The organism is Actinomadura sp. BRA 177 (genome assembly GCF_013372625.1).
GTDB lineage: Bacteria > Actinomycetota > Actinomycetes > Streptosporangiales > Streptosporangiaceae > Spirillospora.
In genome coordinates, this window is the sequence record NZ_JABXFD010000466.1 from 1 (window position 1) to 11,656 (window position 11,656).

Below are 11,656 nucleotides of genomic sequence, written 5' to 3' on the forward strand. Positions count from 1 at the left end.
TGGGAGATGTGTTTAAGGTAGCTTACGGGGGTGGGGTTAGCGTGTGGTTCTCATGCGGCTGGAGAATGTCGCCTTTCGGTATCGGCGGAGGGATCCCTGGGTGTTCAGGGATGTCACGTTCTCTCTTGCGCCCGGCAGCGTTACCGAGGTGACGGGGCACAACGGTGCTGGGAAGTCCACGTTGCTGCGCGTGATCGCCGGTTTGCGCCGGCCGCGCGTTGGCGTCGTCGTGGACCGTCCCGCAAGAGTGGGGTACGCGCCCGAGCGCTTCCCCGTGGACCAGCCGTTCAGCGTCCGGGCGTATTTGGGACACATGGCCGCGATGCGCCGGGTGCCGGAGGACGCGGTCGGTGCGTGGGCTGAGCAGCTCCGGTTCGATCACCTCCTCGATGTGCGGCTGCCTGAGTTGTCGAAGGGCAGCGCGCAAAAGGTCGGGCTCGCTCAGGCGCTCATGGACGGCCCCGAACTCCTGATCCTGGACGAGCCGTTCGCGGGCTTGGACGCCGCCACCCGTGACGCACTGCCCGAACTGATCACCGGATTGGCGGCCAGCGGGACCACCGTGGTCGTCAGCGACCATCAGCGTTGCATCGAGGTCCTGCCGGGCATCGACCGGCTCAGGGTGGCCGATGCCTCGGTGACCCGCCTCGCGCCCGACGAAACCGCCGACTGGACCGTCCTCGAGGTCGAGGTGCCCGGGGACGAGGCCGACGCACTGGAGACCAAGCTGCGCGCGGACGGCTACCGGGTGCGGAGGTCCGGACGGTGATCGCGCTCGTCCGGTTCCAGGTGGCGGGCTATGTCCGTTCGCTGCGCGTCCTGCAGCCGTTCATCGTCGTGGCGCTGTTCGTGGGGCTGATCCTCGTTGAGGGGCCGGCCGGGCCGGACGCCTCTGCTCTCGCCGTCAGTACGTTCGCGGACGTGGCGGCCTTCATGTTCCCCGTGTGGGCCTGGGCGGCGCGCGGTCTGCTCGACACGCAGCCCGACGAGCAGTGCGCACTGACGGCCACCGCCGTCCGCCGCCCGTCCACGCCTGTTTGGGCGGGGCTGCTCGCGGCATACGCGATGAATCTCTGCCTCGGCGTCGTGGCATTGGCCGTTCCTCTCCTGCAGGCCGTCCAGGCGGGTCCACCCGGCTCGGCGATCTTGACGGGCTGCGGCCTGAACCTCCTCGTCGCCGTCCCGGGGACCTTGCTCGGCGCGTGGACAAGCCGGGCCGTCATCCCCGATCCCGGCGTATCGCTGCTCACGCTCCTCGGCGGAGCCCTGGCGCTGCTCCTCCTCGGTATCGGCCCCCTCGCCTGGCTCTCCGTCCCGATGATCGAATGGCTGCGCACCGCCCACGACGGCCCCCACGCTTTCACCTCCGGCTTCCCCGCCATCGCCCTCCACCTGCTCCTCTGGTCCCTGGCCGTCGGCGCCCTCTACATCACCACCACACGCCACCGCCCCTGACCCCGCTATCGCCCTCCACCTGCCCCGCTGGCCCTGATCGTCGGCGCCCTCTACGTCACACCACACGCCACCGCCTCTGCCCCCGCACGCGGTCACTCCCCCTTATGTTTTCTGGGGCCTGCGAGAGGGGCGCTGGCCTCCGGGCCCGGCATTCCCTCGGTCGAGTCCATGACCTGGTGGTGACGTCACCGGGCCCCGAGGGTGCCGTTGGGGTGATGAGAGGTCCGGCCACCGTCTTGCTGAGCGCAATGCGCGGGATCGCGTGGTTCTGGCGGTTTCAGGCGGCCCCACCTAGGCGGCTTGGAGTGGCCCCCCTCAGCGGCGGCATGCCTGCGGCGACCTGATGTGGCTCCACCCGTGACCAGCTCCTTCTTGTCGCTAATTGCCTGAACCGGGGCCGAATCCAGCTGCCACTGGATCTTCCGGTGGGGCCAGACGAGGCCGTTCCAGTGGAGCCAGTTGAAACCGCCGTAATCAGTTCGCGAGGGCGGCAGGTCTGCACAGCGTGGATGCGCACCCCCGATCCCACGTCGTGTCCGTGAAGGTTTGGCGGCCGCTTGGGAACGGTTCACCCGGCCCCCAGTCGTCAGGTCGTCGGCGGGCGCCGTCGTGAGGGCTGGTTGTGCGGGGCTGCGGGTTGCCTTGGGTGGGTCGGGGCGCGGTCCGGTGGGGTGGCTTTGTGGATGGCACGTGGGGGCGGTCTCAGGCGGCTTGGAGGGTTAGCCAGGTTTCTTTCAGTGGGGCGTTCTGGCGGTTGCAGAAGTAGATGCGGCCCGGGTCGCCCCAGTACCAGCCGAGGCGGGGGTCCGAGTCGAGTTGGAGTAGGAGGCGCCACTCTTCGGCCGTGCGTTGCTCGTCGGGGGTGAGGGCCGGGGAGTTCGGGGAGTGCAGGGTGCGGCCGGTCGAGGCGTACAGGCAGTCGGGGCCGACCGGGCGTTGGACGAGGACCGGCCAGCCGCCCAGTTGGTGTGTCGGCGCGTTCTCCGGCCAGGTGTGGCGTGTCCAGGCGGCGTGGAGTTGCGCGTAGACCGCAAGGACGCCGCTGTAGATCGTCTCCAGGCGCTGGACGACGGGCTCCTGGGGTGAAGGCAGAGAGAGGAACGGGGCGGCGGCCAGTGTGGTCTCGGGGTACGAGGTCGTCCCGGGTGGTGGTGTCGCGGCTTGAAGGGGGCCGGTGTAGAGGCGCCAGCCGTTGCGTTGTGCGGCTTCGTCGCCCCACGGGCGTGGGGTTTCGGTGGCGTAGTAGAAGGCGATCGTGGTGGACGTGGGCAGGCCGGGGATCTCGCCGTAGCGGGAGAAGCCCGCGAAGTCGATCGCGCCGAGGAAGTCGAGGGGGCGGCCGTTCCACTCGGGCCACGGTTCGTCCGGTGGGAGGAGGGGCGTGCCGCCGAGGTGGGCGGGGGCCCCGTCGCCGGCGCCGAGTCGCAGCGCCGGCCTGGCCAGGGGCAGGAGGAGGGCCGTGATCTCCGGGGCGAGGAATGCGTCGAGCAGGACGCGGAGCCTGCGGAACTGCGCGATGAAGTAGTCCATGCACGTAGCGTGACGCGGGCCGGGGACGGCGCGCAGCAGCCGGCGAAATTGTGGATAACTCAGCGTTCCAAGGCACCCGCGAGCTGCACGAGGAAGCGGTCGACCTCCTGCTCGTCGTAGCCGGGCCCCAGCAGGACGACGCGGAAGGCACTCTCCCGCACGTCGCGCGCCGTCACGGGCGGGGCGGTCCCGCGGAGGCCGGCGACCACGCGGTCCAGGAAGGCGTCCACGTCCCGGACGTCGTAGCCGGTGCGCAGGCCGGCGCTGGCGAACCGGGCGTTCTGGATCCAGTTGATCAGCCAGCCGGGTTGTGCGCGCGGCCGCCTGGGACGTTCCCCGATCGGCTCCTTGAGCTGGAGCTCCCTGATGCATTCGCGCAGCAGTTCGTCCACCGAACGGTTGTCGTAGCCGCGCAGGACGACGTCGAAGCGGGTCGCGCGGACCTCGTCCGCGGAGACCGGCGGCCCGCCGTCCAGCGCCTGCGAGATGCGCTTCAGCAGGGTGTCGACCTGGGTCCGGTCATAGCCGCGCAAGACCACCGGCAACCGCGCGCCAGTCCTCACCGTGCTCCTCCACCCGCGCCCGCGGGGTGCAGGGGGCACGCCCGCGGCGCGCTCAGTCCTTGGTCGACGCCGCCAGCTGCCCGCAGGCTCCGTCGATCTCCCTGCCCCGAGTGTCGCGCACCGTGACCGGGACCCCGTGGGCCTCCAGGCGCCGGACGAACTCGCGCTCGTCCTCGGGCCGTGAGGCGGTCCACTTGGAACCCGGCGTCGGATTCAACGGGATCAGATTGACGTGTACGAGATTCCCGCGCAAGAGCCTGCCGAGAAGATCGGCCCGCCACGCCTGGTCGTTGACGTCCTTGATGAGGGCGTACTCGATCGAGACACGGCGTCCGCTGCGGTCGGCGTAGGCCCATGCGGCGTCCAGTACCTCGGACACCTTCCACCGGTTGTTGATGGGTACGAGGTCGTCGCGCAGCTCGTCGTCAGGCGCGTGCAAGGAGACCGCCAGCCGGACGGACATGTCCTCTGCGGCGAGCTTCTCGATCGCCGGGACGAGCCCAACGGTGGAAACCGTGACCGAACGCTGGGAGATGCCCAGGCCGGCGGGTGCCGGATCGGTGATGCGACGCACCGCGCCTATGACGGCCTTGTAGTTGGCCAGGGGTTCGCCCATGCCCATGAAGACGATGTTGGAGACTCGTCCGGGCCCTCCTGGGATGCGCCCACGAGCAAGTGCGCGCGCGCCCGCGGCGACCTGTTCGACTATCTCCGCCGTCGAGAGGTTACGTGTGAGCCCTGCCTGACCGGTCGCGCAGAAGGGGCAGTTCATTCCGCACCCCGCCTGGGACGAGACGCACATGGTGGCCCGGTCCGGGTAGCGCATCAGCACCGACTCGAACAGAACGCCGTCGAACGCCTTCCAGACCGTCTTGAGCGTCGTCCCGCCGTCGCAGTCCAGTTCGCGGACCGGCGTCAGCAGCGAGGGCAGCAGCTCGGAGACCAGGCGTTCGCGGACGGCGGCGGGCAGGTCCGTCATCTTGGCGGGGTCGTCCACCAGGCGGGCGAAGTAGTGCCGCGACAGCTGATCGGCGCGGAACGGCTTCTCCCCCAGCTCGGCGACCGCCTCGCGGCGCTCCGCCGTGCTGAGGTCGGCGAGGTGCCTCGGCGGCTTACCGCGCCTCGGGGCGGCGAAGACGAGCTTCGCCGGGGTCTTCTTGGGCGCGGTACCCGTGGTGCCGGGCTGGGTGGGGGCGGGCTGGGTCGTAGACATGGTCCTTCCAGTGTCGCAAACACCGGGCCGTGCATCGTCCGTCCGCAGGCGGACGTCCTTACCTGTAAGACGACATTCCTGCACATGACCTTGTCTGCGACTAAGGTCTCGATCATGTCCGTTTTGCGTAAGGGCGGCGTCTCGTCCCGGGCGTCCGCCGCCAAGGTCGTCCACGCCGCGGCGAGCCCGTACGGCAGCAGGCGGCTCGTCGTCGAGACCGACGGCGACGTCACCGTGGCCTACCTGAAGGACGCGCGGGACTCGGTGGTCGGGGCGACGTGGGTCGCGAACCACCGCAAGGCCCCGCCGGAGCTGGACCAGTCCCGGTTGGACGCGGGCCGTCCGCCCCTCCTGCCCGAGTCCCACGTGCGCGACGCGTCGGGACGCCAGGCGCTGGACGCCGAGTCCATGGAGGTCGTGTGGTTCGAGGAGGGCGACGGCGTCGCCGTCCTGGAGGCCGGCGACCCGCTGTTCGTGATCCCCGGTTGGTCGGACATGGGACGCGGCATCCCCGGATACGCCCGCGACGCCACCCGCCAGAGCCCGTTCGCGTTCCCCTTGGACGAGGAGATCGAGGACTTCGGGCCGCGCATCGACCTGGCGCGCGAGCATTGGAAGCGGTGCCGGGCCGACGGTTCCTGGGCGGAGTTCCAGCAGTCGGTGCTCGGCCACCTGCTGCAACGGCTCGGCCCGAGTGGCCACTACTGGCATGATGTCGGACGGCAGTTGGCGAGCGGCAGGGCGGGAGTCGCCCCGACAGTAGGGGTGTCGGAACGTCCCGCAAGGGGCGACCGGGAATTCACCGTATTGAGCACTGTCGGGATGAGCCGCCAGCGCATGCCCACGGTCGAACTGTACGAAGACGACGTCGCCCCTTACGGACGGATCGAACTCGCCGTCGCGAGCACGCTCCCCAGCCAGAAGGCCGGCAGCATCTTCCCCTGGCTGGCGCAGTACCCATGGCGTTCGGTGACGTGGTTCGCCCCAGGGGACGTCGTGAAGTGGTACCACGAAGCCCGCACGTTCCCGCTGGGCAGCGGTGAGTCGTCCTGGGAAGGCGTCCTCCTCCTGGACGATCCGAGCCGTCTGGCAGGCCCTGAGGCTCCCGCCATGACCGGACTCACGCTGAACGGCGACGCCGTCCGGTGGCTGTGGCTCGTGCCCATCACCGGCGAGGAGCACCGTTACGCGAAGAGCGAGGGATCGGACGCGCTCATACGGCGCCTCGCCCAGCAGGGCCGTTCCTGGGTCATCTCCTAGAGCAACCCTAGGCGCGTCCTACGTCGGGAGGAAGAGCTCCAGGAGAAGCCACACGACGGGGGCCGTCGCGACCAGGGAGTCGAGGCGGTCCATCACCCCGCCGTGGCCCGGAAGGAGCGTTCCCAAGTCCTTGATGCCGAGGTCGCGCTTGACCATCGACTCGACGAGGTCGCCGGCGGTCGCGGTGACCACGGCGGCGAGGCCGATGATCACGCCCTGCCAGACCTGCCCGCCGTCCAGCAGCCACCAGACGAGCCAGCCGCCGACGGCCATGCACGTGATGGCGGAACCGGTGACGCCCTCCCACGTCTTCTTCGGGCTGATCGTGGGGGCCAGCTTGTGCTTGCCCAGGAAGGACCCGGCGAAATAGCCGCCGATGTCGCTGGCGACGGTCGTGGCGATGAAGATGACGATGCGGTGGTCTCCGTCGTCCGGCCGCATGAGCAGCGCGACGATCCCGCCCATCAGCACCAGGTAGCCCGCCACGAACGAACCGGCGGCAACGTCACGCACGTATCCCGCGGAGCCTTCGGTCATCCGTGTCATCAGTAGCGCGAGCACCGTCAGGGACACCGCCGCCACCGTGGCGGTGGGCCCCCACACGTACGCGACGACGGGTGTGCCCACCATGCCCGTCGCGACCGGGATGAACGGAACGCGGATGTCGCGGCTCTTGAACGCCTCGGTCAGCTCGCGCATGCCGAGGAACAGGAACACGATCATCACGGCAAGGAAGATCTCCTTGACCGTGTAGAGCGACACCAGCACGAGCGCGCCCAGACCGGCGCCCACGCCGATGGCGAGCGGCAGGTTGCGGCCGGTCCTGCTCTGCGGTTTCTCTTCCGGTTCGGAAGCCCCGGGAGGTGTTTCAGCGGACGCGCCGGAAGCCCCATGTGAGGACGTCACAGGGGGCGTCGCGGCGGTGGCGCCGACCGGCGGGACCGGCGGCACCTCCGCGGGACCGTCCTGCTCGGAGGGCGAGTCCAGAGCTTCTCCGGGGGGCGGGCCGGCCATGTCGACCTCCGGCTCATCCGGGGAACCCGTGGGCTCCCCGGCGTCATCGAGTTCCATCAAACCTCGAGCAGTTCGGCCTTCTTGTGCTCGAGCAGCTCGTCGATCTGCGCCACGTAGCGGTGCGTCGTGTCGTCGAGCTCCTTCTCCGCACGCCGGACCTCGTCCTCGCCGGCCTCGCCGTCCTTGGCGAGCTTGTCGAGGGTGTCCTTGGCGCGGCGCCGGATGTTGCGGACCGACACGCGGCTCTCCTCCGCCTTCGTCCCGGCGACCTTGATGTACTCCCGGCGGCGCTCCTCCGACAGCTCGGGGAACACGACGCGGATCACGTTGCCGTCGTTGGTGGGGTTCACGCCGAGGTCGCTGTCGCGGATCGCCTTCTCCACCGCCTGCATGGACGACTTGTCGAAGACCTGGACGATGACCATCCGCGGTTCCGGCAGCGTGAACGAGGCGAGCTGGTTGATCGGGGTCGGCGTCCCGTAGTACTCGGCGGTGATCCTGTTGAACGCCGCGGGGGTGATCCGGCCGGTGCGGATGGCCTGGAAGTCCTCCTTGGCGACCGCGACCGCCTTCTCCATCTTCTCCTCGGCCTCGAAGAGGGTCTCGTCGATCACTGTGACTCCCATGTCATCTGGTCGGCCCTGCTCCTGCGGTTGCCCGGCGCGCTCCGCGCCGTCGCGGGCTGCGGTCAGCCCTGTGCCGGGCTGACCAGCGTGCCGATCTTCTCACCCCGGACGGCCCGGACGATGTTGCCCTGCCCCATGAGGTCGAAGACCACGATGGGCAGAGTGTTGTCCATGCAGAGACTGATGGCCGTGGCGTCCATGACCTTCAGGCCCCGCTGTAGGACTTCACCGTAATCCAAACGGTCGAACTTGACCGCGTCTGGATTCTTTCGTGGATCGGCGTCGTACACACCGTCCACTTGGGTTGCCTTCAGTACCGCCTCCGCACCGATCTCCAGCGCGCGCTGGGCGGCGGTGGTGTCGGTGGAGAAGAACGGCTGTCCGAGGCCCGCGCCGAAGATGACCACACGGCCCTTCTCCAGGTGCCGGATGGCGCGCCGCGGGATGTACGGCTCGGCCACCTGGCTCATGGTGATGGCGGTCTGCACCCGCGTGTCCAGCCCCAGCTTCTCCAGGAAGTCCTGCAGGGCGAGGCAGTTGATGACGGTGCCGATCATCCCCATGTAGTCGGCGCGGCCGCGGTCCATGCCGCGCTCGGCCATGACGGCGCCGCGGAACATGTTGCCGCCGCCGCAGACGACCGCGACCTGCACGCCGTCCCGGACGGCCTCGGCGATGGCCTCGGCGACGTGCTGGACGACCTCGGGGTCGATGCCGAGCGGGTCGCGTCCGGCGAAGGCCTCGCCCGAGAGCTTCAGCAGCACCCGCTTCCAGCCGGCCCGCGGCGCGTGCCCGCCGGTGGTGTGCCCACCGGACGACGAGGCCGCCGTCGCGCTAGTGGTCTGCTTGTCCGGCACGTCGGCGGCCTCCTCGTTGCGGTTGCGATGTCTCTCGGGTACCCCGTCTCCAGAGTGCCCTTACGCCTGCCCGACCTTGAACCGGGCGAAGCGGACGACCTTCACCCCGGCCTCGTCGAGGACCTTGGCGATCGTCTTCTTGCCGTCCTTCACGAACGCCTGCTCCACGAGCACGAAGTCGCGGAAGTAGGCGTTCACCCGGCCCTCGACGATCTTGGGGATGGCCTGCTCGGGCTTGCCCTCGTCGCGGGTGAGCTGCTCGGCGAGCGCCCGCTCCTTCTCGATCGCCTCGGCGGGGATCTCCTCGCGGGTGAGGTACTTCGGCGCCATCGCGGCGATCTGCTGCGCGACGTCCTTGGCGACCTCGGTGTTCTCGGTGTCCAGCTCGACCAGCACGCCGGTGGTCGGCGGCAGGGACGGGTCGGACTTGTGCAGGTAGCTGGCCACGTAGGCGCCCTGGAAGTGGGCGAACCGGCGCAGCTCCAGCTTCTCGCCGATCTTGGCGCTGTTCTCCTCGATCAGGGCCTGGACGGTCTTCCCGGGCTCGATCTCGGCGGCCAGCACGCCGGCGGCGTCGGCGGCGCCGCTGCCGGCGGCGAACTCGACCAGACGCTGGGCCAGCTCGATGAACTGGGCGTTCTTGGCGACGAAGTCGGTCTCGCAGTTGAGCTCCAGCAGCGCGCCATCACCCGAGCCGGTGAAGTGCTCGGCGACCAGGCCGTTGGCGGCGGTGCGCTCGGCGCGCTTGCCGACGTCCTTGGCGCCCTTGAGGCGCAGCAGCTCCGTCGCCTTCTCGAAGTCGCCGTCCGCCTCGGTGAGGGCGTTCTTCACGGCCATCATGCCGGAGCCGGTCAGGTCGCGTAGCCGCTTGACGTCAGCGGCGGTGAAGTTGGCCATCGCTCTCTTCGCTTCTCTCGTCGTTGGTCGTGGACCCGCGACGGTCCCGGCGGCGCCCTGAGAGGGCCGCCGGGACCGTGGGATCAAGCCTGCTGCTCGGCCTCGGCGGCCTGCGGAGCCTCGGGCGCGGCCTCCTGCGCCTGCTCCGGCTGCTCAGCCTGCTCCGGCTGGGCCTGCTCGGCCTGCTCGGCCTGCTCGGCCTGGGCCTCCGGCTGCGCCGCCTCGGCCTGCTCCGGCTGCGCCGCCTCGGCGTCCGCCGTGGCCTCGGCCGGCTTCTCCTCGTCGGCCGACTTCTGCTCCAGCAGGTCGCGCTCCCACTCGGGCAGCGGCTCGGCGGTGCCGGCGGTGGCGGCGCCCTCGGCCGGCTTCTCGTCCCCGCCGGTCGCGGCGCCCGCGCGGGCGAGCAGCCCGTCGGCGACGGAGTCGGCCACCACGCGGGTCAGCAGGCTGACGCTGCGGATGGCGTCGTCGTTGCCCGGGACCGGGTAGTCGACCTCGTCGGGGTCGCAGTTGGTGTCGAGGATCGCCACGACCGGGATGCCGAGCTTCTTGGCCTCGTTGACCGCGATGTGCTCCTTCTTGGTGTCCACGATCCAGATGGCGCTCGGAACCTTCGCCATGTCGCGGATACCGCCGAGGGTGCGCTCCAGCTTGTCCTTCTCACGGCGCAGGCCGAGCAGCTCCTTCTTGGTCATGCCGGAGCCGGCCACGTCGTCGTAGTTGATCTCCTCCAGCTCCTTGAGCCGGGTGAGCCGCTTGTGGACGGTGGAGAAGTTGGTGAGCATGCCGCCCAGCCAGCGCTGGTTGACGTAGGGCATGCCGACCCGGGCCGCCTGCTCGGCGATGGACTCCTGGGCCTGCTTCTTGGTGCCGACGAACAGGATCGTGCCGCCGTGGGCCACCGTGGCCTTGACGAACTCGAACGCGCGGTCGATGTAGGACAGCGACTGCTGCAGGTCGATGATGTAGATGCCGTTGCGCTCGGTGAGGATGAAGCGCTTCATCTTCGGGTTCCACCGGCGGGTCTGGTGGCCGAAGTGGACGCCGCTCTCAAGGAGCTGCCGCATGGTGACGACGGGTGCCATTGCCCGTGTTCTCCTTCTCTGGCCCTTCCGGGCCGCATTTGGTTGTCTGCCTGCGCCCGGGTGCGGCCCCACCGTCGCCTGCGCGACGGACCTAGGGACTGCGCCCCACCGTGTGGTGGCATGCGGACGCGTGAAATCAGCCGCCGTGGGTGTCCCAGGCGGCTGGCCCGTTGCCGGGTCTGGGCCTGTCCGTTCCGGGAGCGGCTTCTCGTCTCCCCGCCCGGAGGCGGTTCGATGACGGCCTGGCCCTGGCCGGTGTCCTTCCGGGCACCCCTACAGATTATCAGGGCGCCGACGCATCCGGGCATCAACGGTCGGCGGGGTTATCCACAGTTCACCGACCCCGTCGACACGGCGGCGGGGACCCGGCAGGCTGCGCTGCATGACGCTGCTCACGCTGCTGCTCACCTGCATGATCGCCGCCGGCACGCCGGGCCTGGACGCGTGGCGGTGGCCGTTAGGCCCGCCCGCTCCGCGGGTTCTCCGGGCCTTCGCGCCGCCGTCGAGCCCGTGGGGGCCGGGCCACCGCGGGGTGGATCTCGCGGGACGTCCCGGGCAGGCCGTCTACGCCGCCGGGCCGGGACGCGTCTCCTACGCCGACCGCCTGGCCGGACGCGGTGTCGTCGCGATCGACCACGGGGCACTTCGGACGACGTACCTGCCCGTCCGTCCGAGCGTCCATGTGGGGCGCCGGGTCGCGTCCGGCACGCGGATCGGCGTCCTGGAGGACGGCCTGCTCCATTGCCGTGTGCCCTGCCTGCACTGGGGGCTGCGCCGGGGCGCTCTCTACCTGGACCCGCTCAACCTCGTTCAACGCCAGGTACGCCTCTTCCCCCAGTGGCCGCGTCCCTCTCCGGCTGCAAGCCCCTCCCCGGAGCGGCCGCAGCCTCGGATGGCCCTGCGCGACGCCACTACGGCGACGGGCGGAGCACTGACGGGCATGGTCCTGACGTTGACCATGGCCTTCGTCTGGCGCCGCACCCGCATCCGCTTCCGCCTGCACCGCCGCCGCCGTCCCCCGCCGGGCGTCATCAACCTCGCCCATGAACGCCGCCTACGCCGCACCCCCTGATCCACCCGGCCGCCGCCCCGCACACCCAGTGCGGTGCGGCGGCCACACGAACCACCATCCGCCGTGCCCCACCCACCCGAAGAC

12 protein-coding genes are annotated in these 11,656 nt (G+C 70.1%); 4 read left to right on the top strand and 8 right to left on the bottom strand.

Going from position 1 to position 11,656, the window contains the following annotated elements; translation table 11 throughout:
• The first annotated feature begins 52 nt into the window (after positions 1-52).
• Both HUX53_RS27315 and HUX53_RS27320 read left to right on the top strand, forming a co-directional pair.
• Positions 53-769, top strand: a complete 717-nt coding sequence (locus HUX53_RS27315; protein ID WP_176406086.1) for an ATP-binding cassette domain-containing protein — start codon at positions 53-55, stop codon at positions 767-769.
• Positions 766-1,455: a hypothetical protein gene (locus HUX53_RS27320; protein WP_176406087.1), complete on the top strand. Its 690-nt coding sequence runs from the start codon at positions 766-768 to the stop codon at positions 1,453-1,455. The genes HUX53_RS27315 and HUX53_RS27320 overlap by 4 nt, the downstream gene beginning before the upstream one ends.
• A 702-nt stretch (positions 1,456-2,157) precedes the next feature.
• Here HUX53_RS27320 and HUX53_RS27325 read toward each other — a convergent pair.
• Genes HUX53_RS27325 through rlmN form a run of 3 tightly spaced genes read right to left on the bottom strand, consistent with a single transcriptional unit; the run spans position 2,158 to position 4,761 of the window.
• Positions 2,158-2,985: a DUF1963 domain-containing protein gene (locus HUX53_RS27325; RefSeq protein ID WP_176406088.1), complete on the bottom strand. Its 828-nt coding sequence runs from the start codon at positions 2,983-2,985 to the stop codon at positions 2,158-2,160.
• 59 nt (positions 2,986-3,044) lie between these two features.
• On the bottom strand, positions 3,045-3,548 hold the full coding sequence (locus HUX53_RS27330) for a DivIVA domain-containing protein (RefSeq protein ID WP_176406089.1): 504 nt from the start codon (positions 3,546-3,548) through the stop codon (positions 3,045-3,047).
• A 52-nt stretch (positions 3,549-3,600) separates the two neighbouring features.
• Positions 3,601-4,761 carry a 23S rRNA (adenine(2503)-C(2))-methyltransferase RlmN gene (gene rlmN, locus HUX53_RS27335; RefSeq protein ID WP_176406090.1) on the bottom strand — a complete coding sequence of 387 codons (1,161 nt, stop codon included), beginning with the start codon at positions 4,759-4,761 and terminating at the stop codon, positions 3,601-3,603.
• A gap of 114 nt (positions 4,762-4,875) precedes the next feature.
• Here rlmN and HUX53_RS27340 point away from each other — a divergent pair, with 114 nt between their 5' ends.
• On the top strand, positions 4,876-6,021 hold the full coding sequence (locus tag HUX53_RS27340; RefSeq protein ID WP_176406091.1) for a suppressor of fused domain protein: 1,146 nt from the start codon (positions 4,876-4,878) through the stop codon (positions 6,019-6,021).
• Between the two features lie 18 nt (positions 6,022-6,039).
• Here HUX53_RS27340 and HUX53_RS27345 read toward each other — a convergent pair whose 3' ends face one another.
• The 5 genes from HUX53_RS27345 to rpsB all read right to left on the bottom strand — a co-directional run bounded on the left by HUX53_RS27345 (position 6,040) and on the right by rpsB (position 10,500).
• Entirely contained in the window at positions 6,040-7,092 is a 1,053-nt protein-coding gene (locus HUX53_RS27345; protein WP_255205685.1) for a phosphatidate cytidylyltransferase, read from the bottom strand.
• Positions 7,092-7,649, bottom strand: a complete 558-nt coding sequence (gene frr / locus HUX53_RS27350) for a ribosome recycling factor (protein ID WP_176406097.1) — start codon at positions 7,647-7,649, stop codon at positions 7,092-7,094. The genes HUX53_RS27345 and frr overlap by 1 nt, the downstream gene beginning before the upstream one ends.
• A 74-nt stretch (positions 7,650-7,723) precedes the next feature.
• Positions 7,724-8,425 (bottom strand): UMP kinase, encoded by a 702-nt coding sequence (gene pyrH / locus HUX53_RS27355; RefSeq protein ID WP_309237466.1) that lies wholly within the window; start codon positions 8,423-8,425, stop codon positions 7,724-7,726.
• A gap of 153 nt (positions 8,426-8,578) precedes the next feature.
• On the bottom strand, positions 8,579-9,415 hold the full coding sequence (gene tsf / locus HUX53_RS27360) for a translation elongation factor Ts (RefSeq protein WP_176406093.1): 837 nt from the start codon (positions 9,413-9,415) through the stop codon (positions 8,579-8,581).
• An 83-nt stretch (positions 9,416-9,498) separates the two neighbouring features.
• Positions 9,499-10,500, bottom strand: a complete 1,002-nt coding sequence (gene rpsB, locus HUX53_RS27365) for a 30S ribosomal protein S2 (protein ID WP_176406094.1) — start codon at positions 10,498-10,500, stop codon at positions 9,499-9,501.
• A 382-nt stretch (positions 10,501-10,882) separates the two neighbouring features.
• On the opposite strand from rpsB, the gene HUX53_RS27370 reads away from it, so the two are divergent.
• Positions 10,883-11,572 carry a murein hydrolase activator EnvC gene (locus HUX53_RS27370; RefSeq protein ID WP_176406095.1) on the top strand — a complete coding sequence of 230 codons (690 nt, stop codon included), beginning with the start codon at positions 10,883-10,885 and terminating at the stop codon, positions 11,570-11,572.
• Positions 11,573-11,656 lie beyond the last annotated feature (84 nt).